22 protein-coding genes are annotated in these 22,924 nt (G+C 65.4%); 10 read left to right on the forward strand and 12 right to left on the reverse strand.

Annotated elements, in window-relative coordinates:
• Position 1: 1 nt before the first annotated feature.
• Both LB518_RS22490 and LB518_RS22495 read right to left on the reverse strand, forming a co-directional pair.
• Complete coding sequence (locus LB518_RS22490) at positions 2 to 295, reverse strand: immunity protein CdiI family protein (protein WP_224580072.1); 294 nt, start codon at positions 293 to 295, stop codon at positions 2 to 4.
• Between the two features lie 10 nt (positions 296 to 305).
• Complete coding sequence (locus LB518_RS22495; RefSeq protein WP_224580073.1) at positions 306 to 2,099, reverse strand: IlvD/Edd family dehydratase; 1,794 nt, start codon at positions 2,097 to 2,099, stop codon at positions 306 to 308.
• 128 nt (positions 2,100 to 2,227) lie between these two features.
• On the opposite strand from LB518_RS22495, the gene LB518_RS22500 reads away from it, so the two are divergent.
• Positions 2,228 to 3,412, forward strand: coding sequence for a pyridoxal phosphate-dependent aminotransferase (locus LB518_RS22500; RefSeq protein ID WP_224580074.1), 1,185 nt, complete (start codon positions 2,228 to 2,230; stop codon positions 3,410 to 3,412).
• Positions 3,413 to 3,560: 148 nt separating this feature from the next.
• Here LB518_RS22500 and LB518_RS22505 read toward each other — a convergent pair whose 3' ends face one another.
• Both LB518_RS22505 and LB518_RS22510 read right to left on the reverse strand, forming a co-directional pair.
• Positions 3,561 to 4,373 carry a tellurite resistance TerB family protein gene (locus LB518_RS22505; protein WP_224580075.1) on the reverse strand — a complete coding sequence of 271 codons (813 nt, stop codon included), beginning with the start codon at positions 4,371 to 4,373 and terminating at the stop codon, positions 3,561 to 3,563.
• Positions 4,374 to 4,444: 71 nt separating this feature from the next.
• Positions 4,445 to 5,086, reverse strand: coding sequence for a 2-dehydro-3-deoxy-phosphogluconate aldolase (locus LB518_RS22510; RefSeq protein WP_224580076.1), 642 nt, complete (start codon positions 5,084 to 5,086; stop codon positions 4,445 to 4,447).
• 149 nt (positions 5,087 to 5,235) lie between these two features.
• Here LB518_RS22510 and LB518_RS22515 point away from each other — a divergent pair, with 149 nt between their 5' ends.
• Genes LB518_RS22515 through LB518_RS22525 form a run of 3 tightly spaced genes read left to right on the forward strand, consistent with a single transcriptional unit; the run spans position 5,236 to position 7,127 of the window.
• Complete coding sequence (locus LB518_RS22515) at positions 5,236 to 5,916, forward strand: energy-coupling factor ABC transporter ATP-binding protein (protein WP_502845873.1); 681 nt, start codon at positions 5,236 to 5,238, stop codon at positions 5,914 to 5,916.
• Complete coding sequence (locus tag LB518_RS22520) at positions 5,913 to 6,512, forward strand: energy-coupling factor transporter transmembrane component T family protein (RefSeq protein ID WP_224580078.1); 600 nt, start codon at positions 5,913 to 5,915, stop codon at positions 6,510 to 6,512. Before LB518_RS22515 ends, LB518_RS22520 begins: the two co-directional genes overlap by 4 nt.
• A 54-nt stretch (positions 6,513 to 6,566) precedes the next feature.
• Entirely contained in the window at positions 6,567 to 7,127 is a 561-nt protein-coding gene (locus LB518_RS22525; protein WP_224580079.1) for a biotin transporter BioY, read from the forward strand.
• Between the two features lie 55 nt (positions 7,128 to 7,182).
• Here the strand turns inward: LB518_RS22525 and ileS are convergent, their stop codons facing one another.
• From ileS to purE, 3 genes are all read right to left on the reverse strand, one after another.
• Entirely contained in the window at positions 7,183 to 10,350 is a 3,168-nt protein-coding gene (gene ileS / locus LB518_RS22530) for an isoleucine--tRNA ligase (protein WP_224580080.1), read from the reverse strand.
• Between the two features lie 143 nt (positions 10,351 to 10,493).
• On the reverse strand, positions 10,494 to 11,585 hold the full coding sequence (locus LB518_RS22535; RefSeq protein ID WP_224580081.1) for a 5-(carboxyamino)imidazole ribonucleotide synthase: 1,092 nt from the start codon (positions 11,583 to 11,585) through the stop codon (positions 10,494 to 10,496).
• On the reverse strand, positions 11,578 to 12,042 hold the full coding sequence (purE, locus tag LB518_RS22540; RefSeq protein WP_224580093.1) for a 5-(carboxyamino)imidazole ribonucleotide mutase: 465 nt from the start codon (positions 12,040 to 12,042) through the stop codon (positions 11,578 to 11,580). Before purE ends, LB518_RS22535 begins: the two co-directional genes overlap by 8 nt.
• A gap of 293 nt (positions 12,043 to 12,335) precedes the next feature.
• On the opposite strand from purE, the gene LB518_RS22545 reads away from it, so the two are divergent.
• The gene (locus LB518_RS22545) at positions 12,336 to 12,947 is read left to right on the forward strand and encodes a GGDEF domain-containing protein (protein ID WP_224580082.1); all 612 of its coding nucleotides are present in this window, start codon (positions 12,336 to 12,338) and stop codon (positions 12,945 to 12,947) included.
• A gap of 6 nt (positions 12,948 to 12,953) precedes the next feature.
• On the opposite strand, the gene LB518_RS22550 is transcribed toward LB518_RS22545, so the two are convergent.
• Positions 12,954 to 13,160: a YdcH family protein gene (locus tag LB518_RS22550; protein ID WP_073056767.1), complete on the reverse strand. Its 207-nt coding sequence runs from the start codon at positions 13,158 to 13,160 to the stop codon at positions 12,954 to 12,956.
• A 259-nt stretch (positions 13,161 to 13,419) separates the two neighbouring features.
• Between LB518_RS22550 and LB518_RS22555 the strand changes: the two genes are divergently transcribed.
• Positions 13,420 to 13,602 carry a YdcH family protein gene (locus LB518_RS22555; RefSeq protein ID WP_224580083.1) on the forward strand — a complete coding sequence of 61 codons (183 nt, stop codon included), beginning with the start codon at positions 13,420 to 13,422 and terminating at the stop codon, positions 13,600 to 13,602.
• Between the two features lie 65 nt (positions 13,603 to 13,667).
• On the opposite strand, the gene LB518_RS22560 is transcribed toward LB518_RS22555, so the two are convergent.
• Complete coding sequence (locus LB518_RS22560) at positions 13,668 to 14,864, reverse strand: OpgC family protein (protein WP_224580084.1); 1,197 nt, start codon at positions 14,862 to 14,864, stop codon at positions 13,668 to 13,670.
• Between the two features lie 227 nt (positions 14,865 to 15,091).
• On the opposite strand from LB518_RS22560, the gene LB518_RS22565 reads away from it, so the two are divergent.
• Genes LB518_RS22565 through LB518_RS22575 form a run of 3 tightly spaced genes read left to right on the forward strand, consistent with a single transcriptional unit; the run spans position 15,092 to position 18,321 of the window.
• The gene (locus tag LB518_RS22565; RefSeq protein WP_224580085.1) at positions 15,092 to 15,595 is read left to right on the forward strand and encodes a MarR family winged helix-turn-helix transcriptional regulator; all 504 of its coding nucleotides are present in this window, start codon (positions 15,092 to 15,094) and stop codon (positions 15,593 to 15,595) included.
• Positions 15,592 to 16,761 carry an HlyD family secretion protein gene (locus LB518_RS22570; RefSeq protein ID WP_224580086.1) on the forward strand — a complete coding sequence of 390 codons (1,170 nt, stop codon included), beginning with the start codon at positions 15,592 to 15,594 and terminating at the stop codon, positions 16,759 to 16,761. The genes LB518_RS22565 and LB518_RS22570 overlap by 4 nt, the downstream gene beginning before the upstream one ends.
• A gap of 42 nt (positions 16,762 to 16,803) precedes the next feature.
• A complete protein-coding gene (locus LB518_RS22575) occupies positions 16,804 to 18,321 on the forward strand; it encodes a DHA2 family efflux MFS transporter permease subunit (RefSeq protein ID WP_224580087.1) in 1,518 nt (505 codons plus the stop codon).
• A gap of 55 nt (positions 18,322 to 18,376) precedes the next feature.
• Here LB518_RS22575 and chrA read toward each other — a convergent pair whose 3' ends face one another.
• Genes chrA through LB518_RS22590 form a run of 3 tightly spaced genes read right to left on the reverse strand, consistent with a single transcriptional unit; the run spans position 18,377 to position 21,722 of the window.
• Positions 18,377 to 19,609 carry a chromate efflux transporter gene (gene chrA / locus LB518_RS22580; protein WP_224580088.1) on the reverse strand — a complete coding sequence of 411 codons (1,233 nt, stop codon included), beginning with the start codon at positions 19,607 to 19,609 and terminating at the stop codon, positions 18,377 to 18,379.
• Between the two features lie 43 nt (positions 19,610 to 19,652).
• Complete coding sequence (locus LB518_RS22585; protein WP_224580089.1) at positions 19,653 to 20,621, reverse strand: 2-hydroxyacid dehydrogenase; 969 nt, start codon at positions 20,619 to 20,621, stop codon at positions 19,653 to 19,655.
• A gap of 27 nt (positions 20,622 to 20,648) precedes the next feature.
• Entirely contained in the window at positions 20,649 to 21,722 is a 1,074-nt protein-coding gene (locus LB518_RS22590; RefSeq protein ID WP_224580090.1) for a LacI family DNA-binding transcriptional regulator, read from the reverse strand.
• Between the two features lie 51 nt (positions 21,723 to 21,773).
• On the opposite strand from LB518_RS22590, the gene LB518_RS22595 reads away from it, so the two are divergent.
• Positions 21,774 to 22,742 (forward strand): NAD(P)-dependent oxidoreductase, encoded by a 969-nt coding sequence (locus LB518_RS22595; protein WP_224580091.1) that lies wholly within the window; start codon positions 21,774 to 21,776, stop codon positions 22,740 to 22,742.
• Positions 22,743 to 22,924 lie beyond the last annotated feature (182 nt).

Raw genomic sequence — 22,924 nt, forward strand, 5'->3', positions numbered from 1 at the left:
CTCAGAAGCGTGTTTCGATCTCCCAATCCGCGCCGAGTTCGTCCTTCAACGCCGCCGCGATCAGCTGGCCTTCGGCCCGCCAGACGATTTCCGCCTCCGGCGAGGGAAAACCCGTCGCCGGAGGCAGGGAATCATCGATCACCGCGTCAAAGGCATCGCCCCACGCTTCGATACGATCCGCCAGATCGTCCGAGATGTCGAGATCGTCGATCTCAATCGGCTGGGCCGGCTTCCGTTCCGGCACGAGCCAGAGATGGAGACCGATCCCTTCCGGGGCAATGCGCAAATGCGGCATGGAGGGTCGCTCAGTGATTGTCGCGCGGAATCCCCATTTCCTGCGCCACATGCTGGTACTTCACGGCCGGCTTCAGCACCATGCCCTCGTCGAACTGGTCGACCAGAACGCGCTGGATCTCCTGCCAGGGCGTCTGGTTGCCGGCGAAGTGATACCCGCCATGCTTCGAGAGCTCGGCCTTGCGCTCGGCATATTCCTCCGACGAGATCAGGATATCGGCCGTCCCCTTGGCGAGGTCGATCCGCACCCGGTCGCCGGTCTTGAGCAGCGCGAGGCCGCCATTGGCCGCCGCCTCGGGCGAGGCGTTGAGGATCGAGGGCGAACCCGACGTTCCCGACTGGCGGCCATCGCCGATGCAGGGCAGCGCATGGATGCCGCGCTTGATGAGCGCCGCCGGCGGCTGCATGTTCACGACCTCGGCCCCGCCCGGATAACCGATCGGCCCGGTGCCGCGCATGAAGAGCAGTGTGAATTCGTCGATCTCCAGCGAGGGATCGTCGATCCGGTGGTGATAATCCTCCGGCCCGTCGAACACGACCGCGCGGCCTTCGAAGGCATTCGGGTCATCAGGGTTGGAGAGATAGCGCTGGCGGAACTCGCCCGAGATCACGCTGGTCTTCATGATCGCGCTGTCGAAAAGATTGCCGCGCAGCACGATGAAGCCGGCATCCTTCACGAGAGGCGCGTCATAGGGGAGGATGACGTCGAGATCCTCGCTCTCGCGGCCGCGGCAATTATCGGCAAGCGTCTTGCCGTTCGCCGTCATCGCGTTGCGGATCTTGCCCTTCTTGACGAGCTCGTTGACGACGGCGGGAACGCCGCCGGCGCGATGGAACTCCTCGCCGAGATATTTGCCGGCGGGCTGCAGGTTGACCAGCAGCGGGATCTCGTACCCGACCTCCTGCCAGTCATCCATCTTGATCGGGACGCCGGCATGCTTGGCGATCGCATTGATATGGATCTGGGCGTTGGTCGAGCCGCCGATCGCCGAATTGACGACGATGGCGTTCTCGATCGCCTCGCGGGTGATGATGTCGGAAGGCTTCAGGTCTTCCCAGACCATCTCGACCGCGCGCTTGCCGGTCTCATAGGCGATCTGGCCGCGCTCGCGATAGGGCGCCGGAATGGCCGCGCAGCCCGGCAGCGTCATGCCGAGCGCCTCGGCCAGCGCGTTCATGGTCGAGGCGGTGCCCATGGTGTTGCAATGGCCAACCGACGGCGCCGAGGAGGCGACGATCTCGATGAATTCGTCATAGTCGATCTCGCCGGCGGCAAGCCGCTCGCGGCTTTTCCAGACGATCGTGCCGGAGCCGGCGCGCTCGCCCTTCCACCAGCCGTTCAGCATCGGCCCGCCCGAAAGGACGATCGCCGGGATATTGACGGTCGCGGCAGCCATGATGCAGGCCGGCGTCGTCTTGTCGCAGCCCGTCGTGAGCACGACGCCATCGAGCGGATAGCCGTAGAGAACTTCGACGAGGCCGAGATAGGCGAGGTTGCGGTCAAGCGCCGCGGTCGGCCGCTTGCCGGTTTCCTGGATCGGATGGACGGGAAACTCCATCGCGAGGCCGCCGGCCGCCGTGATTCCGTCGCGAACGCGCTTGGCGAGATCGAGATGATGACGGTTGCAGGGCGAAAGGTCCGAGCCGGTCTGCGCGATGCCGATGATCGGCTTGCCCGACTGCAGCTCGTGCCGCGTCAGGCCGTAGTTGAGATAGCGCTCAAGATAGAGCGCCGTCATGCCGGGATTGTCTGGATTGTCGAACCAGGCCTGAGACCGGAGTTTTTTGGATGTGGTAGAGGTCATGGGAATCTCCCGGTTCAATCGGTTTGATTTTGGCCGGAGGATGCGCTGAAACATCATACGAAATCAACAAGCGAGTATGCCGCGGCGCCCCTGCCGCAATGCCGCACCGAAGCTGAGGAACGCCAAGGATGTTCAGGACCGTCGCCCAATTCGACCGGATCGGCGAGGAAAACGCCTTTGCCGTGCTTGCCAGAGCCACGGCTCTTGCCAGGGCCGGCCGCGACATCATCAATCTCGGCATCGGCCAGCCGGACTTCCGCACGCCGGATCACATCGTCGAGGCAGCGGTCAAGGCGCTGCGCGACGGAGAGCACGGCTATACGCCCGCGACCGGCATCCTGCCGCTGCGCGAGGCCGTGGCCGCCGACGTCACGAAACGGACCGGCGCGCCTGTCTCGCCCGACAATGTCGTGGTCGTGCCCGGCGGCAAGGTGACGATGTTCGCGGCGATCCTGATGTTCGGCGAGCCGGGTGCCGATATCCTTTATCCGGATCCGGGCTTCCCGATCTACCGCTCGATGATCGAGTTCACCGGCGCGCGCCCGGTGCCGGTTCCGATCCGCGAGGAGAACGGCTTCGCCTTCTCCGCGGAAGAGACACTGGGGCTGATCACGCCGGCGACGCGGCTGATCATCCTGAATTCGCCCGCCAATCCCACGGGGGGCGTCACGCCGAAGGCCGAGATCGACAAGCTGGTCGCGGGCCTCGTCGACCGGCCCGACATCGCCATTCTCTCCGACGAGATCTACGGCCAGATGGTCTATGACGGCCTGCCGCACACCTCGCTGCTCTCCTATCCCGAGATCCGCGACCGCGTGATCCTGCTCGACGGCTGGTCGAAGACCTACGCGATGACCGGTTGGCGCATGGGTTATGCCGTGTGGCCGGAAGCACTCGTCGACAAGGTGCGGAAGCTCGCCGTCAATTGCTGGTCCTGCGTCAATGCGCCGGCGCAGTGGGCAGGCCTTGCCGCGCTCACCGGGCCACAGGACGCCGTCTCAGTCATGGTGGCGGAATTCGACCGCCGCCGCCGCGTCGTGGTGGAAGAAGCCAACAAGCTCCCCGGCGTCTCCTGCGCCACGCCGAAAGGCGCCTTCTACGCCTTCCCGAATATCAGCAGGACCGGATGGAAGGCGAAGCCACTCGCCTCGGCACTTCTGGAAGAGTCAGGCGTCGCAACCATCGGCGGGCCGGATTTTGGTATCCATGGCGAGGGCTATATCCGCCTCTCCTATGCCAATTCGACCGAGAACATCCTGAAGGCGATGGATCGCATCGGGACGTTCCTCGCGAAGAACGCAAAGGCGGCGTGAGAGGGCATCGCTTCGCCAAGCCCTCCCCCGCACGCGGCAGAGTGAGCCTGAACCGCAATCTTCATCGACGCAGTTTCCGATCAATAGCGTCCCCTCTCCCGCGTGCGGGGGAGGGGCTAGGGAAGGGCTCCGCTGTTCCCCAGTCGCTTTACGCCGCGGCGCTCGCGACGGTCTGTTCGATCGCGGTCTTGAGGCCCGGTTCAATTCCTAGCCGCGCGGCGAGCATGTCGAGATAGCCGCGCTCGGCCGGCTGGTCCGCATTGATGGCCAGCAGCGAGGCGGCATAAAGCTGGATCGCATGTTCCTGGCTGGTCGCAAGCCCCACCACGCGATTGAAATCGAGCGGCGCGGCGAGTTCCCGGTCCAGGAAAGCCTGCTCTTCGGCGGTGAGGCCGTTTTCCGACAATTTGCCGAGGATCTTCTGCCGTTCCTCGTCGTCGACATGGCCGTCGGCCTTTGCGGCGGCGATCATGGCGATGATGATCGACAGCGCGGCAGCATCCTCGGCCGTTGCGGTCGACTGCGTCACGGCAGGCGGCAGGCTCGCTCCGGCTGGCGCCGGCGCGGGCGCGGCAGGCGCTGCGGGATTATTGACCTGATATTGCTGATAGGCCTTGTAGGCGAGCGTACCGAGCGCCGCGAGACCGCCGAGCGTCAGCGCATTCGGCTTCAGCTTGGAGCCGCCGCCCATCAGCACCGAAGCAAGACCGCCGGCAATGACGGTCGACATGCCGGGATTCTTTTTGGCGTAGTCGGTCACCTGACCGAGAACACCACCGAGGCCGCCAGAGGCGCCACCGCCCGTGAGACCGCCGAGGAGGTCACCGAGCCCGCCGAGGCCGCCGGGCATGCCGGAGCCGCCCAGGGGGGCGCCGCCGGATGATCCGACCCCCGTCGGAACGCCTGAGCGTCCCGCTTCCGCCCCGAGAAACTGATCTAGAAGCTTCTTGCCGTCGATCATGCCCGTCTCCCCACCTTTGTTCAAACCAACCGATTGAACGTAGGGAGCAGCAACTGCCGCCGCAAGCCGCGTCAGGCGGCCTTGAGCGCAGCAGCCTCTGCGGCGAGCGTGGTGATCGCCGCCCAGTCGCCGGCTGCGACGGCCGCGGCCGGAGCCACCCACGAACCGCCGACGCACATGACATTCGGCAGCGACAGATAAGTCGGCGCGTTCTTGAGGCTGACGCCGCCGGTCGGGCAGAACATCAGGCCGGGGATCGGCGAGGACAGCGCCTTCAGATAGGGCGCGCCGCCGGCCTGCTCGGCGGGGAAGAATTTCGCGGCGCCATAACCGGCTTCCAGCAGCGCCATCGCCTCGCTGGCGGTCGCAATGCCCGGCAGGAGCGGCACGGGCGATCCGTCCGCATGCGCCAACAGGCGCGGCGTCGCGCCGGGGCTGACGAGGAAGGTCGAGCCCGCCGCAACCGCGGCATCGAACTGCTTTTCATCGAGGATCGTGCCGGCGCCGACATTGGCGCCCTCGACCTCGGCCTTGATCGCGCGGATGCATTCGAGCGCGGCCGGCGTGCGCAGCGTCACCTCAAGCGCTGTCAAGCCGCCAGCGACCAGCGCGCGGGCCAGCGGAACGGCCGTCTTCACACCCTCGATGATCAGCACCGGGACGACGGGAGCGGCTTTGACGATAGGAAGGAGAGCGGCGAGGTTCTGGGTCATGCGCGATTTGTAGCCAATGACGCGCCGCAGCGAAAGAGGCAGCAGCGCGCGATCCGGGAGCGGCAGCCATCCGGGCGCATCGGCGATTGACCCGGCGAAGGGTTGGCTCTATCGCATGCGGCATTGCACCATCCCTTGGGGGACGCCGGATCGGCATGATCGCGCTTGACGCCGTGAGCCATGATTTCGACGGCCGGCCGGTCCTTGCGGGGATCAGCCTCTCGCTCGCCGAGCAGCGCATCGGCATCGTCGGCGCTAACGGCTCGGGCAAGAGTACCTTCGCGCGGCTTCTCAATGGTCTCGTGATCCCGCGCGCCGGCCGTGTCACCATCGACGGCCTCGACACCGCAGAGGACGTCAAGGCTGTCAGGCGCAAGGTTGGGTTCGTGTTCCAGAACCCGGATCACCAGATCGTCATGCCGATCGTCTCCGAGGACCTCGCCTTCGGTCTCAAGGCTCGCAAGGTGCCGAAAGCGGAAATCACCGAGCGTATCGACGCCGCCCTCGCCCGCTATGGCCTCGGCCATCTGCGCGAGCGGCCGGTGCACCAGCTTTCGGGCGGCGAGAAACAGCTCGTCGCGCTGTCGGCCGTGCTCGTCACCGATCCAGACATTCTCGTCTTCGATGAGCCGACGACACTCCTGGATCTCAGGAACCGCAACCGCGTCGCCGCCGCCATCGCGGCGCTGCCGCATCAGGCCGTGCTGGTCAGCCATGACCTCGACCTCGTCGCCGCATGCGAACGCGTGCTGATGATCGAGGACGGCCAGATCGCCGCCGATGGCGCGCCCGGCGATGTGCTCCCCTTCTACCGCGAGCGGATGCAATGACGATCGGCCTCTACGCAGCCGGACGCTCATGGCTGCACCACCTTCCCGCCGGAGCGAAGGTGAGCGGCCTGCTCGCCGCCTCGCTGGCGCTCTTCCTGGTCGCCTCGCCTGCCGTGGCGATCTGCGCCGTGCCCGTCGCCGCGGCGATCTATCTTTCGACCGGCACGCCGTGGCGGCGCTTGATCAGCGATCTTCGCGGCCCGGCGGTTCTGGTCGGCTTCGTCTTCCTGTTTCATCTGGCCTTCGGCTCGGCCGAGGATGGCGCCCTCGCAGTCGGTCGTTTCGCGACGCTGATCCTCCTCGCCGGCGCCGTCACGCTGTCGACACCGGTCTCTGAAATGGCGGAACTGGTCGAATGGTTGCTCGGCCCGCTGGCCCGCTTCGGCTTCAGGCCCGAAAAGGTTGGCCTCGCAATCGGGCTCGCCATCCGCTTCATTCCGGTCATCGCCGAGGAATACCGTCATATCCGCGAAGCGCAGGCGGCGCGTGGGCTCGGCCGCAATCCACTTGCTCTCATCGTGCCGCTGGTGATCCGAACGCTGAAAGCAGCCGATGCGCTCGCCGATGCGATCGACGCACGGGGCTATGACGCTTGAAGCCGCCCGCATCAGGGCGAATGATCCAACCGGATGAATGGGGGCCATGAACCGATGACCAGAGACGTTTCCACCCGCGACATCGTCTATATCGCGCTGTTCGCCGCGCTGATGGCGGCGGTCAATCTCGTTCCGCCGATCTATCTCGGCTTTCTCCCGGTGCCGATCACGGCCGGGACGCTCGGCGTCATGCTGGCCGGCTGCCTGATCGGCGCCAAGCGCGGCGGCCTTGCCATCCTGCTGTTCGTGCTGCTTGTCGCCCTCGGCCTGCCCTTGCTTGCGGGCGGCCATGGCGGCCTCGGCGTCTTTTTCGGCCCCTCGGCGGGCTTCATCATCGCCTGGCCGATCGCCGCCTATGTCACCGGCTGGCTGACCGAAATGAACTGGAAGCGGATGAACGCCGTCTGGTTCTTCGTCTTCTCGGTGATCGGCGGCATCGGTGTCGTCTATCTCATCGGCATCCCCTGGCTTGCCGTCGTCGCCAAGCTCTCGCTCTTCGACGCCGCCAAGGGCTCGCTGGTCTTCGTGCCCGGCGATGTCATCAAGGCCATCGCCGCCGCGCTCATCGCCGAGACCGTGCGCCGCTCCTATCCGCTGATGCAGGCCGCGCGCTGACATGAAAAAGGGCCGGCGCTGACGCCGGCCCTTTGAACTCCAGAACGCCGCCGCCTCAGCGGGCGACGCGGACGCCGATCGAAACCGGCTCATCCAGCAACTTGGTCTCCGAGACGAAGCCTTCCGGCGTGCCATCGGTCGGGCGCATGGTCTCGGCCAGTGTCTCGGCTTTCACCGTCGCCTCATGCGCGAATACGGCGTCGCCGGCGCCATTGGCGAACTTCACCTCGATATGGATGCGGTCCGCGATGTTGAGCCCGGCATCCTTGCGCGCCACCTGCACGAGGCGGATGAAATCGCGCGCGATGCCCTCGCGCTCGAGCGCTTCGTCAACATGCGTGTCAAGCACGACGACACCGGCGGCACCATCGAACGACACAGCATCGAGGCCGTCATTGGCCTTGAAGCGCAACTCGTATTCGCCGGGCTCGATCGTCTCGCCGGCCACGGCATAGCGGCCTTCGCCGAGCGCGGTCCACTGCCCCGCGCGCGCCGCGGCGAGCACATCCTTGAGCGCCTTGCCGAGCCGCTTGCCGATCTTCGGATCGACGGCGAGCACGATCGCGCCAAACGCTGAGGGATCGGCCGAGAGCACGACCTCCTTGACGTTGACCTCGTCAGCAATGACGTCCTTGAGCAGCGCCAGCTTCTCGAAGCCCGGATGGGCGACGGTCAGCGAGCGCAGCGGCAGGCGCGTGCGCAGGTTCTTGACGGTGCGGATCGACGCCGCCGCCGAGGCGACGGTTCGCGCGAGATCCATCCGCTCCACCAGCGCCGCATCGGCGACGAGGGCCTGCGCATCCGGCCAGTCGGCGAGATGCACGCTTTCGCCATTCACAAGCGCACGGTGGATGTGCTCGGTCAGGAACGGCAGGAACGGCGCCAGCGCGCGCGTCATGGTGACGAGCACGGTATAGAGTGTGTCATAGGCCGCCTGCTTGTCGGCGTCCTTCTCACCCTTCCAGAACCGTTCGCGCGAGCGGCGGATGAACCAGTTGTTCAGCGCCTCGATGAAGGGCGGGAACGCATTGGTCGCCCCGGCAAGGTCGAGTTTCTCCATCGAGACCTCGATGCCGCGGATGAGATCGCCTGTCTTCGCCAGGATATAGCGATCGAGCTCCGCCTCGGCGGAGGTGACCATCCGCCCCTTGATGCCGTCGATATTGGCGTAGAGCGTGAAGAACGAATAGGCGTTCCAGATCGGCAGCATCACCTGGCGCACAGTCTCGGCGATGGCGCGGCCATCCTTCGGCATCGCGAGATCGCCGCCCGAGAGCAGCGGCGAGGACACGAGATACCAGCGCAGCGCGTCGGCGCCATAGGTATTGAAGACGTCGATCGGGTCCGGATAGTTCTTCAGCCGCTTCGAGAGCTTCTGCTTGTTCTCGTCGAGAACGACGCCATGGCAGATGACGTTGCGGAACGGCGCCCGATCGAACAGGGCGGTCGACATCACCATCAGCGTGTAGAACCATCCGCGCGTTTGCGCGACATACTCCACGATGAAGTCGGCCGGCGAGTGAGCGTCGAACCAGTCCTTGTTCTCGAACGGGTAATGCACCTGCGCGAACGGCATCGAGCCGGACTCAAACCAGCAATCCAGCACGTCCTCGACGCGGCGCATCACCGACTTACCGGTGGGATCGTCGGGGTTCGGACGGGTCAGGTCGTCGATATAGGGGCGGTGCAGGTCATGCGGGCGCACGCCGAAATCCCGCTCGATCTCGTCGATCGAGCCATAGACGTCGAGTCGCGGATAGTTCGGATCGTCCGACTTCCAGACCGGGACCGGCGAGCCCCAGAAGCGGTTGCGGCCGATGTTCCAGTCATGCGCATTGGCAAGCCACTTGCCGAACAGGCCGTCCTTGACGTGCCCCGGCACCCAGTCGATGCCCTGGTTCAGCTCGACCATCCGGTCCTTGAAGGCTGAAACCTTCACGAACCAGGAGCGCAGCGCCTTGTAGATCAGCGGCTGGTCGGTGCGCCAGCAATGCGGATAGTTGTGGTCATAGGTCTCATGACGAACGACGACGCCGGCCTGGTGCTTCAGGTCGCGGATGACGTCCTTGTTCGCGTCGAACACGTTCATGCCGGCATAGGGGGGCACGAGGTCGGTGAAATTGCCTGCGAAATCGACCGGATCGACGACCGGGATGCCGTTCGCCAGCGCCAGGGCCATGTCGTCCTCGCCGAAGGCGGGCGCGATATGGACGACGCCGGTACCGTCGGTCATCTCGATGAACGAACCTGCATGGACGCGGAACGCCCCGGCGGCGCGCTGACCTTCAAAGAAGGGGAACAGCGGCTGGTAGGTGCGGCCGACGAGATCCGCGCCCTTGACGGTCGCGACCTCGACGAAGCCTTCCAGGTCGTTCTCGTAATTGGCGACAAGCGGCGCGCCGATGATGACGCGCGCGCCGTTCTTCTCGAGCACCGCATAGTCGGCGTCCGGCGCGACAGCCAGCGCCATGTTGGACGGCAGCGTCCAGGGCGTGGTCGTCCAGGCGACCAGCCGCGTCGGCGAAACCTCGCCGGGCAGCGGATCGAGCATGAAGCCGACCGTCAGCGCCGGGTCCTGGCGCATGCGGTAGGAATTATCGAGCCGGGTCTCGAAATTCGAGAGCGGCGTCTGCGCCGCCCAGGAATAGGGCACGACGCGATAGCCCTCATAGATCAGCCCCTTGTCGTGGAGCTGCTTGAAGGCCCACATGGTGCTCTCCATGAAGGAGAGATCCATGGTCTTGTAATCGTTCTTGAAATCGACCCAGCGCGCCGAACGGGTGACATAATATTCCCAGTCCGCCGTGAACTGCTGCACCGAGGTGCGGCAATGCTCGTTGAAGCGGGCCATGCCGTATTTCAGGATCTCAAGGCGGCCGGAGACGCCGAGTTCCTGCTCGGACTGCAACTCGGCCGGCAGGCCGTGGCAATCCCATCCGAAGCGGCGATCGACCACCTTGCCGCGCATCGTCTGGTAGCGCGGAACGAGATCCTTCACGAAACCGGTGACGAGATGGCCGTAATGCGGCAGGCCATTCGCGAAGGGCGGGCCGTCATAGAACACGAATTCGGCCGCGCCCTGGTCACGCCGCTGCGCAATCGAACGCTCGAAGGTCTCGTTCTCCTTCCACCACGCGCCGATCGCTTCCTCGATCTTCGGGAAGGACGGCGAGGGCTCGGCGGCGGGATAAACGGACTTCGCAGCGGTCTTGGCAGCTGTCATGGCGGATCGTCTTCGATGAAAGGGCGGAAATCGGCGCCTTCGATAGCGCCTTTGAGCGGCGGGCGCCACCCCTTGGGGGCAGGCATGGCGCGCCGGACGGTCGCATATGGGGTCGCGGCCCGCCGATTGGAAGGCGGATTGGATCAGCCGCGCTTCGGGCTGATCCGGTTCACATGACCCATCTTGCGGCCAGGCCGGCTCTCGGCCTTGCCATAAAGATGCAGCCGCGCGCCGGGCTCGGCGGCGAACCTCTGCCAGTCATCGGCGTCAGCGCCGATGAGATTGGTCATGACCGTATCGGAGTGGCGCGCGGTGGACGCCAACGGCCAGCCGGCAACGGCGCGAATGTGATTCTCGAACTGCGAGGCACCGGCGCCGTCCTGCGTCCAGTGGCCGGAATTGTGGACGCGCGGCGCGATCTCGTTGACGACCAGCCGCTCGAATGTCCCCTCCTCGACCACGAACATCTCGACGGCCAGGACGCCGACATAATCGAGCGCCTCGGCGATGCGGATGCCGAGCGCGCGCGCCTCTGCGGCGGTCTCCGGCCGGATCACCGCGGGAACGGTGGAGGTATAGAGGATGTGGTTGCGGTGAACGTTCTCGGTGATGTCATAGACGGCGGTCTCTCCGCCACGGCCGCGAACCACCAGCGCCGAGACCTCGCGGACAAAAGAGACGAAGCCTTCGAGCACGGCCGGACGTTGGCCGATTGACTCATAGGCGGCAGCCGCATCATCGCCGGGCATGAGCTTGGCCTGACCTTTGCCGTCATAGCCGAAGCGGCGCGTCTTGAGGATGGCAGGCCGGCCGAGCGCCTCAAGCGCCGCTTCGAGATCGCCAAGGCTATCGACGGCCGCGAAGGGCGCGACATCGATACCGAGCGAGCGAATCAATTCCTTTTCGGCAAGCCGATCCTGCGAGGCCGCCAGCGCAGTGACGCCTGGCAGCACCGCGACCTGACCGCTCAGGACCTCGGCTGTGCTCGCCGGAACATTCTCGAATTCATAGGTGATGACATCGACCGAGCCGGCAAAGGCAGCAAGCGCCGCCTCGTTCTCATAGGACGCGACCGTGCGCGCGGCCGCGACGTCGAAGGCCGGGCTTTCCCCGTCCGGGCAATAGACGTGGCAGCGAAAGCCGAGTTCGGCCGCCGCTACGGCGAGCATGCGCCCAAGCTGTCCGCCACCGAGAATGCCGATGGTCGAGCCGGGCTTCAGGCCATTCTCATGCATCGCGAACCGGCTCCTCGGCAACCCGCGCGGTCTGGTCCGCCCGCCACTGATCGAGGCGCGCCGCCAGTGCAGCGTCCTGGAGCGCCAGGATCGCCGCTGCGAGCAGCGCGGCATTGACCGCGCCGGCCCGCCCGATCGCCAGCGTCCCAACAGGGATGCCGGCGGGCATCTGCACGATGGAAAGCAGGCTGTCCTGGCCGGAAAGGGCCTTCGATTCGACGGGCACCCCGAGAACCGGCAGCGGCGTCATCGCCGCGCACATGCCTGGCAGATGGGCAGCGCCGCCGGCACCGGCGATGATGACCTTGTGGCCAGCATCACGCGCGCCACCCGCGAAGGCGACCAGGCGATCGGGTGTGCGATGCGCGGAGACGATGCGGTCGTCATGGCGGATGCCGAGCGCGTCGAGGGTTTCGGCGGCGGCCTTCATGGTCTGCCAATCGGATTGGCTGCCCATGATGATGGCGACCGGCGCAGCGGATCCTGCCAAGCGCGTCTCTCCATGTCGTCGTGATGCGGCGGACACTATAAAGCTCGACCCTCGCGCGCAAGCACGCGCCGGAAAAACTGCGGCGGCGGCACCCCTCGTCGGCGCTAAGGAATTGCGAAACCTACGCAAACAACTTGCTTCGCCCGCATCGTTAACCGAAGCTGAACCAAATTGGTCACACCATTCCTTTTATGCCAGACCCGCGCATCGCCCCTCCCCTGCCGCAGCGTTCTCCCGAGCTGGAACGCCCGTCACGTCGCATGACCGTCGCGGCGGAGGATGAGCTCGCCGCCGTCCCGGTCGAACAGCGCGCCCTGGTGGTCCGGCTCTCGCAGGAGGTGGCGGCGCTTCGCGCGGCGCTCGACATGAGCCGCCATCGCATCGCGACCCTCGAGGTCGAGGCGGCGGTCGATCCGGTGTCCGGGCTCCTCAACCGCCGCACATTCGACCGCGAGGTCGAGAAGGCGTCAGCTTTTCGCAGCCGCTATCAGACGCCGGCCGTCGGCGTGCTGATCGCCATCGATGGTCTGGCTTCCGTTGCCGAGCGCCACGGGCAGCAGGTGGCCAACCGTGTCCTCGGGACGATCGGCGCGCGCCTCAAGGGCGTCATGCGCTCCTGCGACGTCGCAGCCCGCATCGATCCCTATCAGTTTGCGCTCGTCCTGTGGAATGCCGACGCCGCGGATTGCCAGCCGAGGCTCGACGCCCTGCGGGCGGCTGTCGGCGGCATGGACCGCCTGCTGGAAGGCCGCGTCGCCTCCGTCAGCGCGCGCATCGCGGCGGCCCAGATCGAGGCGGGCGAAACGCCGGACGGGCTCATCACGCGGATCGAGACGCTGCTCGGCGCACGGCGCCGGGGGCCTCGCGGCTGACCCGGATCAGGCGATGATATCCGGCAGCAGCTGATCCTCGAGCACCGCAATCCGGTCCTTCAGCGCCAGCTTCTTCTTCTTCAGCCTTTGAATGCGCAGCGGGTCGATCTTGCCGGTTTCCGACATCACGGAGATCGCCGCATCGAGATCGCTGTGCTCCTGCCTGAGACGTGCCAGCTCGAACCGGATCTCCTGCTCTTCTTCTTCCGTCATACGCGCCCAACCCCGCCGCGCCGCCGCCGGGGGGCGGCCGCTGCTCTCGCCCGCGACGATACATGCTCGCCCGATCCCTTGCGAGCCGTTTCACCGGAAGGCCCTTGAACGGGGCTCCGGCACCTACACATCAGGAGAGGGAGTTTGTCAGCCGGCGGCGTCACGAAAGCGTCATCAAGGCACCGCGGCGTTCGACACCCCCAGGACTTTGTGGCACCATCCGAGGTGCCGTCATCGTAAGCGAAGGGAGGCATTCCATATGTCCATGCTGTCGCATCTTGAAGCGCTGGAGCGTCGTCACGAGGCGCTCGACAAGGAAATCGAGGATGTGATGAAGACTCATCCCAGCATCGATCCGCTTGAGATCAAAGCGCTCAAACGCAAGAAGCTTCAGGTCAAGGACGAGATTGCCAGACTGAAGGACGACCCAACGATGCATTGAGCATCGGGCGACCTCGCGAATTTTGGAAAGCGCCGCGTCATCACGCGGCGTTTTCTTTTTGAGCGCTACTCCGCCGGCTCGAGTCGCCGGACGGCAAGGGGCGACCGGCCTTCGGCAGGCTGCGTCCGCGGCTTGGCGCCGGGCTTCGTCCAGTCGAGCAGTTGCGCCAGCGCAAACAGCATCGCCCCGCCGACAACGACGATCACGCAATCGACCGCGAAGGACTTCGCCGTCAATATCGGATCGTTCGGCAGCATGAACACGTCCTCGCGGATGATGTGCCCGATGACCGCAAGCAGCGTCGACAGCCAGAAGACAGGCAACGTGTTGCGGCCGAGGCTGACGATCCAGTTGTCATGCGTCAGCCTTGCCCGCAGAAACGCCGGGATCGGGCTGCACAGGACGACATAGACGAGCGCCAGCAGGTGGAACAGGCGGAAGAGACCGACCCAGCTCTTGTTGAAGCCCGAGATCCAGATCCATTCCGGCATCACCGGGAAACGGTCCCAGAGCGGCAGCATCACCAGGAGCGCCGCCGCGATCAGATAGGCCAGCGAAGCGCCGTAAAGAACCGGTGACGGAGCGACGCGCGTGCCGCGCCGCAGGTGGACGCCGCCGCAGAAGCCGATCGTGAAGATCAGCTGCCAGGTGAGCGGGTTGAAATACCAGATCCCGGTGCCCGGAAAATTGGGCGGTCCGAAGTGAAACACATTCGCCACGAGCCAGAGGAGCGCGCTGCTTGCCAGCGCCAGCAGGAGGCTGATCCGCGCCAGCATCATGATGAAGGGCAGCATCGCAAGCATGCCGATATACATCGGCAGGATGTTGAAGTTGCCCGTCTGGTAGGTCAGCGCCCCGATACCGGCCAGCGACTGCACAGTCTGGTCGACGATCCAGTGTCGTTCGTCGGGAATGAGCAGTTCGGGCCGGTTCAGCCAAAGCGACGCTCCGGCATAAACAGCGAAACCGATCGCGATCGATGAAAGATGCGCGATATAGATCGTCCCGATCCGCTTGACGATCTGCGCGATCGAAAGCCCCGCCTGGCCATTGATGAAGCGGGGATAATAAGCGAGCGCCGCCGATATGCCGGCCAGCAGGACGAACACTTCCGCCGCATCGGACAAGCCGAAATTGCGATGCGTGAAGTTCGAGAACCAGTTCCCGGGGATGTGATTGACAAAAATGGAAATGAGCGCGAGCCCGCGGAAGAAGTCGATCCGATAGTCGCGCGGCATCTTGCCTGAAATTACCGTGTCCACCGCAATCCCCTCTGCAATCCACTTTCTGCGAGGCGGCTAAACATAAATCAAGGCCGGCTTGCGGCACAAAGCGCCTCAATCAACAACGACCTGCCTCACGAGACCGATCGCCCAGAGTAGGTTCGAGTCCAGGAAGCGGCGGCGGCGCGCCAACGAAACGGGACCCGAGGCCGATGATGTCTCTTGATATTATATCTTTGACTTATTATCTTGCCCCCATGGATACGATGCCCCCGGAAAAGCACCTCGGCTTCCTGATCAACGATGTTGCGCGACTTCTCCGTCGCGCCTTCGACCAGGCGGCACAAGGCTGTGCGCTGACCCGCGCGCAGTGGCAGGTGCTCGCCTTTCTGTATCACAATGAGGGTTCGAACCAGGCCGTCGTCGCCGAGGCGCTGGATGTCGAGCCGATCACGCTCTCGCGCCATATCGATCGCCTGGAGGCGCTTGGCTATGTCGTCCGCCTGCCCGATCCGTCCGATCGACGGGCGCGCCGCCTTCAGTTGACCGAGACGGTGAAGCCGCATCTTCAGGCCATGAAGGCCATTGGCAATGAGGTCGTTAAGTCGGCGCTCGAAGGCATGAGCGAGACCGAGACCGAGCAGTTGGTGAGCGCGCTGACCGTGATGCGTGCCAACATGGCCCGTTACGGTGCCGAAACTGTCAGTGACTGCGCGGCGACTGTCGCCGCCGCCGCTCGTATCCAGCAGGAAGAGAAGAGTGCGTCGTGAGCGCTGAACCCGTCAAAGAGGCCGACAGGCCCGCACCACAGCTTTCCATCGTCGCCGAAGCCACGCCGCCGAAGCGTCGCCGCAGCATGCGTTTCGTGCTGATGCTGGCGCTTCCGCTCGTTCTCGCAGTCGGCGGCGGCTATCTCTGGCTCACCGGCGGCCGCTACGCCTCGACGGACAACGCCTATCTCGAGCAGAACCGCGTCGCGATCACGGCGGACCAGTCGGGCCGCATCGTGGAGGTCGCGGTGCGTGAAAATCAGGCCGTGAAGAAGGGGGATCTGCTCTTCAAGATCGACCCGGAGCCCTATGCGATCGCCCTGAACCAGGCCGACGCGGCGGTTGCCGTCGCGCGCCTGCAGGTCGAACAGCTTCGATCCTCCTATCAGCAGGCGATCTCCGAGGAGAAGTCAGCCGAGGATTCCCTCGACTATCAGCAGAAGGTTTTCAGCCGCCAGCAGGACCTCCTGAAGCGCGGCGTCAGTTCGAATGCGGATTTCGACTCGGCACAGAACAATCTGAGCAATGCGACGCGGAATGTAACGCAGGCCAAGGAAAAGGTCGCGGGCGCGCTGACGGCACTTGGCGGCCAGCCGGACCTGCCGACCGATGAGCACCCGACCGTGATGCAGGCGATCGCAGCACGCGACAATGCGGCTCTCGCCCTCAAGCAGACCGCGGTCTACTCGCCTGCCGATGGCATTGTCTCGCAGACGGATCGCCTCCGCGTCGGGCAGTATGTGACCAACCCGGCCATGGCGCCGACGGTTCTGATGAGCCTCGTGGAGACCAGCACCTCCTATATCGAGGCGAATTTCAAGGAGACCGATCTCACCCATATGAAGATCGGCCAGGCAGCGACCATCACGTTCGACGCCTATCCCGACCATATGTTCCACGCCCAGGTGGAATCGATCGATGCAGGCACCGGCTCGGCGTTCTCGCTGTTGCCGGCGCAGAACGCGACCGGCAACTGGGTCAAGGTCGTGCAGCGCGTTCCGGTCCGCTTGAAGATCGACGGCCCCCTCGACATTGCCGCCATCCCGACCGGTCTCAGCGCCTCCGTCGAGGTCGACACGGGCTTCAAACGCTCCCTGCCCGGCTTTGGAGGCACGGCCGCGGCCCAGACACCTGCTGCGGCCGATGGAGCGGCGACGACCCGCTGACGGCTGCGGTGACCGGATCTACGGTCTGCTAGGAATATGCCGATGACCACCACGAGCGCAGGACCTGTCGTTCCCTTTCGCGGGCTGATCACCGTTTCGATCATGCTCGCGACGATCATGCAGGTGCTCGACACCACGATCGCCAATGTCGCGCTGCCCTCGATGCAGGGCTCGCTCGGCGCGGCGCAGGACACGATCACCTGGGTCCTGACCTCCTATATCGTGGCGGCGGCAATCGCGACGCCGATCACAGGCTGGGTCGCCGACCGGATCGGCATCAAGCGGCTGTTCCTGACCTGCATCGTCGGCTTCACGCTGGCGTCGATGCTGTGCGGCCTCTCGACAAGCCTGATGCAGATGGTCGGCTTCCGCATCTTGCAAGGCGTCTTCGGTGCAGCGCTGGTGCCGCTGTCTCAGTCCGTCCTGCTGAGCATCAATCCCAAGGAACGTCACGGCCAGGCCATGGCGATGTGGGGCGCCGGCATCATGGTCGGCCCGATCATCGGCCCGACGCTCGGCGGCTGGCTGACCGATAGCTTCAACTGGCGCTGGGTGTTCTTCATCAACCTTCCCGTCGGCATCGTCGCTTTTCTCGGCATCTTCTTCTTCATGAGCGAAGGTGCGATCCGCGAGCGCAAGTTCGATTTCTTCGGCTTCGCCTTCCTTTCGCTCGGCATCGGCGCGTTGCAGCTGATGCTCGATCGCGGCGAGCAGCTTGACTGGTTCTCCTCGCCCGAAATCCTCATCGAGGCGAGCCTGACGGCGATCGGCTTCTGGGTCTTCACGATCCACATGGCGACCTCGAAGCTGACCTTCATCGATCCGCATATCTTCAAGGATCGCAATTTCGTTACCGGCCTCGTCTTCATCTTCATCATCGGCATCATCCTGCTCGCCACGATGGCGCTGCTGCCGCCGATGCTGCAGAATCTCTATGGCTACCCGGTCATCACCACCGGCATCATCCTGGCGCCGCGCGGCGTCGGGACCATGATCGCCATGATGCTCGTCGGGCGCCTCGTGGGGCGGGTCGACGCGCGGCTTCTGATCCTGGTCGGCCTCTCGCTCACCTCATGGTCGCTCTATGAGATGACGACCTGGTCGCCCGAAATGGATTCCATCCCGTTCATGGTGACGGGTATCACGCAGGGCTTTGGTCTCGGCTTTGTCTTCGTGCCGCTATCGACGATCGCCTTCGCGACGCTGCCCCCGCATTGGCGCACCGACGCCGCGAGCCTTTTCAGCCTCGTCCGCAATCTCGGCTCGTCGATCGGCGTTTCGATCGTCGCGACGCTGCTGTCGCAGAACACGCAAATCTATCACCAGTCCCTCGCCGGCCATGTTACTGCGACCAACCCGGCGCTGCCGGCGGACATCGCCAATGGCAGCCTCAGCGCCATGGCATCGCTCGACGCCTTCATCATGCGCGAATCCGCCTTCGTCGCTTACATCGACGACTTCAAGTTCATGATGTTCGTGACGCTGGTCACCATTCCGCTGCTGCTTCTGCTGCGCAACAAGCCGCAGAAGGGTCCTGCCGAGCACATCGCACTCGACTGAGGGCTGCGTTTCCGATCCTCTTCGGCGTCGTCGTCTCGCCCCTGCCGGTGGTCCCCTACCCCCCGGCGAGCGAGCCGGCGGCGCCGATCCATTCAAGGACCAGACCTGTCAGCGCCCCAAGGATGACGACGCTCCAGGCCGGCCAGCGCGCCAGTGTCAGCAATCCCCAGGCCACCAGCGCAAGCGCGACATCGCGCGGGCGATGCACTGCGGTGACGAAGACCGGATCATAAAGTGCCGCCGCGAGCAGCCCGACGACAGCCGCATTGACGCCGGTGAGTGCCCGCCGCACGGGCTGGTAGCCGCCGATGCGACGCCAGAATGGCAGCACGCCGACAATGAGCAGAAAGCCGGGCGCAAACAGCGCCACGGTTCCGATCAGCGCGCCAGCAGTGGCGTTCGGCACGGCCGCCGCGGCGCCGAGAAAGGCCGCGATCGAGAACAGCGGCCCGGGCATCGCCTGCGCGGCGCCATAGCCCGCCACGAAGGTTTCCGCCGGCACGAACCCAGCCGCGACGACGCTCCGCTCGAGAAGCGGCAGCACCACATGGCCACCGCCGAAGACCAGCGCCCCGGCGCGATAGAACGCATCGGCAAGCGCCACCACGACCGAGCCCGTCACCCCGGCGACCAGGGGCAATCCGGCGAGGAGCAGCACGAACACGGCAAGTGCGCCGACAGCGAGACGGCGCGAGCCGATCGCGTCACGGGGCCGGGACGGCGACAGATCGGCGAGCGGCAGGAGAGCTCCAAGACACGCGGCCGCGAGGATCAGCGCCAGTTGTGTCAGGCCGCCCGGGAAGAACAGTGCAAGCGCCGCGGTGGCAACCGCCACGGCGCCGGTCCGCCGGTTGGCGGCGAGCGATCCAGCCATCCCCCGCACCGCTTCGGCGACCACTGCGACGGCAACGATCGCAAGCCCGCCCAGCAATCCCGGATCAATATGCGCGCCGCTCGAAAGCGCCACGCCGAGGCCAGCCATGACAAGGCCCGAAGGCAGCGTAAAGCCCATAAAGGCCGCGACGGCACCGGGGAGCCTGCGCTTTTCATAACCGATCCCCATGCCGACCTGGCTCGATGTCGGCCCGGGCAGGAACTGGCAGAGCGCGACCAGATCCGCATAGGCCGCCTCCTCGATCCAGCCCAGCCGGACCACGAAAGCATCGCGGAAATAGCCAAGATGCGCCACCGGACCGCCAAAAGCCGTGAGCCCGAGCCGCAGGAACGCCAGGAAGATCGTCATGACGCCGGGGGAGTGCCCGCCGCCAATCAAATGAGGATCGCGCATCCCAAGATCCTGATCGGCGATCAAGTCGGCCGCACGACAGGAGCTAGCGCGGTTGCCAACCCTTGAACGGCGTCTCGGCCACCGGGCTGACTGGAGGCTTTCCGGCCACCCAGGCAAGGAGGTTATCGACGACGCGCTGGCCCATCGCGTCGCGCGTATAGACCGACGCCGAGCCGACATGCGGCAGCAGGACCGCATTGTCGAGGGCCATCAGCTCCGCCGGCACCTGCGGCTCCTTCTCGAATACGTCGAGCCCCGCGGCATGGATGCGCCGCTCCTTGAGCGCTGCGATCAGTTCCACCTCGTCGACCACCGTGCCACGGCCGATATTGATGAGGATGCCGCGCGGCCCCAGAGCATCGAGCACAGCGCGACCGATCAGCTTGTCCGTCGCCGCGCCGCCGGGCAGAACGCTGACGATCGTATCGACGTCGCGCGCCATCTCGATGAGATCGGAATAATAGCGATAGCCGACATCATCCTGGGGACGGCGATTGTGATAGACGACCGTCACGCCGAAGGCCTCGAGCCGCCGGGCGATCGCCTTGCCGATCCGGCCGAGCCCGACAATGCCGACGGTCCGCTCGCGCAGCGTCGCGTTGGTCAGGGGATAGGGACCAGACGGCCAACGGCCGGCGCGCAGATAGCGCTCGGCGGCCGAAAACTCCCGCACCGTCATCAAGATGAGGCCGAGCGCCGTATCGGCGACCTCTTCCGTCAGCACGTCGGGCGTATTGGTGACGATGATGCCCTTCGCAGCCGCGTGCCGGGCGTCGACATTGTCATAGCCGACACCGAAATTCGCGATGATCTCGAGATGCGGCAGAGCATCGATCAGCGCCGCATCGACTGCGCCGCCGGCGGCGATGCCGCGAATGCGCGGCGCAATCGCCGAGAGCGCCGCCGCCCGGTCATCGCGGAGATAGATCCGATGCACCGTGAAATGCGCATCGAGGGCGCGCTCGACATTTTCCAGCATGCGGCCGGGCATGAGAATTTCGGGCCTTGTCATCGGGCAATATCTCCTCGGACGATGGGTTCAAGCGGATGGAAGGGGGCGGGTCGAGGCACGGATCCTGAGTTCCGGCTCGATCAGGATGCGCGTCGGCGTCGCCGGCCCGCCATCGATCTGCGCGCTCAGAAGGTTTGCGGCGAGGCTACCGATCTGCTCGGCCGCATTGAAGACAGAGGTCAGCGCGGGCGCAGACCAGGCGGCGCCATCGGTGTCGTCATAGCCCGCGACGGCCACGTCCCGGCCGGGCTCCAGCCCGGCATGGCGCAGCGCCGACATGAGACCGGATGCGACGAGATCGTTGAAGCCGATCACCGCCGTCGGTGGCGCATCGAGCGCCAGAAGCGCCATGGCCGCCTCGCGAACCGCGGCCTGCGTCATAGCTTCCGGCACGTCCAGCGCGGGATCGGCCTCGATGCCGGCTTCCGCGAGCGCCGCGACATAGCCGGCGTGACGTTCGCGCCCGGCGCTCGTCGCGCGCCGCCCCCCGACAAAGGCGATGCGGCGGTGACCCTCTGCCACCAGATGGCGACCAAGCGCCCGCCCACCGGTAAAATCATCGCCCCGCACCATGGGCACCGCTATATCGGCGACCTCGCGGCAGATCATGACGAAGGGCAGCCCCGACCCGACAATCCGCGCGACAGCATCCGCATCTGTGCCGATGGCCGGGCACATGATCAGCCCGTCGGCGCGATGCTGCATGAGCGTGTCGACAAAGGTTCGCTGGCGGCGAATGTCGTCAGCGTGATTGCAAATCATGATCGCCAGCTTGCGCTCATTGAGGGCTGCCTCGAGCGCACGGAAGATCTCGGCGAAATAGGGATTGATGACGTCATGCACCATGACGCCGACCATATTGGTGCGCGCGGTCCTGAGGCTCGCCGCCGACCGATTGACGACATAGCCGGCTTCCGCAGCCAGGGCCTGCACACGCAGCCGTGTTGCGTCGGCAACAAGGGGCGAATCGCGTAGCGCCAGCGAAATGGTGGCCGTCGAAAGGCCGAGTTCAGCGCCGAGCATGCGCAACGTCAGCCCACGCCGCCCACCTCTGAGCCGCGCCCCGGTCGAAAGGCCGGGCGTCTCGTCGCGATCCGCCATCATCCCTCCACGGAGCCGTGGCCGCGCGACGGGAGCGGCCATGCAACCCCTTTGCTCATTCGCTTAAACCAATTTAGGTTCGGGCAAAATCGGAAATCAGCAAAGCGGGATAGGAACATCATGGCAGGCAGCACGGTCGGCTTCATCGGCCTCGGCTATATGGGCGAGGGCATGGCCGCTAATCTGATGGCGAAGGGCAACACGCTCGTCGTGATGGCCAACCGTCGTCGCGACGCGGTCGACCGACTTGTTGCAGCCGGTGCGCGCGAAGTGGCGAGTGCTGCCGAAATGGCCAGCCAAGTCGACGCGATCTTCCTGTGCGTCACCGGCTCACCCGAAGTCGAGGCCATCATCGAGGGCGAGAACGGCGTCCTTTCCGGAGCGAAGCCGGGCTTGCTCGTCATCGACTGCAGCACGGCGGAGCCGGATTCGACCCTTCGTCTCGCGCACGTTCTCGCGGCAAAGGGCGCAAGCCTTGTCGATGCACCGCTCGGCGGCACGCCCGCCGGCGCCAAGGCCGGCACGCTCCAGGCATTGGTCGGCGCCTCGGACGCCGATTTCGCCCGGGCAGAACCGCTCATCGCCTGCTGGGCCGCGACGATTGCCCACGTCGGCCCTGTCGGCGCCGGCCATAAGATGAAGCTGATCAACAACTTCCTGTCGCTCGGCTATGCCAGCCTCTATTCCGAGGCGTTGGCGCTGGGCGCGAAGGTCGGCATCAGCGCCGAAACATTCCATTCGGTCATCGGCAAGGGCCGCATGCGCTGCGGCTTCTACGACACCTTCATGACCTATGTGATCGAGCGCGATGAGAACGCGCACCAGTTCACGATCGCCAACGCCTATAAGGATCTCCGCTATCTCGCCGGCATGGCCGACAACGCCAGCGCGGTCAATCCGCTCGGTAGCGCCGTCAAGAACCAGTTCGCCGCCATGGCGGCTGCAGGCCAGGCCGAGAAATACGTGCCGATGCTGTCGGATTTCGTCGCCGAGGCAAATGGGGTGAAGCCGAAGCGATAAACTCGGCACCAGCCAGCCGCCATGTCTGCGCTGGGGGCTTGCTGCAGCGGTTTGGCGGGACGACGGCTGGGCCGCGCAGAGCCCGCCAGAGGGCCGTCTCCAGACGGCCATCGCCTGTGGCGGAGCCGGCGCCGGCGGCTCGGCAAGCCAGTGCGTCCCAGTGTGCTCCGGGGGTTGAGAGG

Origin of the sequence: Mesorhizobium sp. BR1-1-16 (genome assembly GCF_020165495.1) — a bacterium.
GTDB lineage: Bacteria > Pseudomonadota > Alphaproteobacteria > Rhizobiales > Kaistiaceae > Kaistia.

Coding starts and splice junctions, on each gene's coding strand:
- LB518_RS22490 (WP_224580072.1), bottom strand. CDS start 295: ATGCCGCATTTGCGCATTGCCCCGGAAGGGATCGGTCTCCATCTCTGG.
- LB518_RS22495 (WP_224580073.1), bottom strand. CDS start 2,099: ATGACCTCTACCACATCCAAAAAACTCCGGTCTCAGGCCTGGTTCGAC.
- LB518_RS22500 (WP_224580074.1), top strand. CDS start 2,228: ATGTTCAGGACCGTCGCCCAATTCGACCGGATCGGCGAGGAAAACGCC.
- LB518_RS22505 (WP_224580075.1), bottom strand. CDS start 4,373: ATGATCGACGGCAAGAAGCTTCTAGATCAGTTTCTCGGGGCGGAAGCG.
- LB518_RS22510 (WP_224580076.1), bottom strand. CDS start 5,086: ATGACCCAGAACCTCGCCGCTCTCCTTCCTATCGTCAAAGCCGCTCCC.
- LB518_RS22520 (WP_224580078.1), top strand. CDS start 5,913: ATGACGATCGGCCTCTACGCAGCCGGACGCTCATGGCTGCACCACCTT.
- LB518_RS22525 (WP_224580079.1), top strand. CDS start 6,567: ATGACCAGAGACGTTTCCACCCGCGACATCGTCTATATCGCGCTGTTC.
- ileS (WP_224580080.1), bottom strand. CDS start 10,350: ATGACAGCTGCCAAGACCGCTGCGAAGTCCGTTTATCCCGCCGCCGAG.
- LB518_RS22535 (WP_224580081.1), bottom strand. CDS start 11,585: ATGCATGAGAATGGCCTGAAGCCCGGCTCGACCATCGGCATTCTCGGT.
- purE (WP_224580093.1), bottom strand. CDS start 12,042: ATGGGCAGCCAATCCGATTGGCAGACCATGAAGGCCGCCGCCGAAACC.
- LB518_RS22545 (WP_224580082.1), top strand. CDS start 12,336: ATGACCGTCGCGGCGGAGGATGAGCTCGCCGCCGTCCCGGTCGAACAG.
- LB518_RS22550 (WP_073056767.1), bottom strand. CDS start 13,160: ATGACGGAAGAAGAAGAGCAGGAGATCCGGTTCGAGCTGGCACGTCTC.
- LB518_RS22555 (WP_224580083.1), top strand. CDS start 13,420: ATGTCCATGCTGTCGCATCTTGAAGCGCTGGAGCGTCGTCACGAGGCG.
- LB518_RS22565 (WP_224580085.1), top strand. CDS start 15,092: ATGCCCCCGGAAAAGCACCTCGGCTTCCTGATCAACGATGTTGCGCGA.
- LB518_RS22575 (WP_224580087.1), top strand. CDS start 16,804: ATGACCACCACGAGCGCAGGACCTGTCGTTCCCTTTCGCGGGCTGATC.
- chrA (WP_224580088.1), bottom strand. CDS start 19,609: ATGCGCGATCCTCATTTGATTGGCGGCGGGCACTCCCCCGGCGTCATG.
- LB518_RS22585 (WP_224580089.1), bottom strand. CDS start 20,621: ATGACAAGGCCCGAAATTCTCATGCCCGGCCGCATGCTGGAAAATGTC.
- LB518_RS22590 (WP_224580090.1), bottom strand. CDS start 21,722: ATGGCGGATCGCGACGAGACGCCCGGCCTTTCGACCGGGGCGCGGCTC.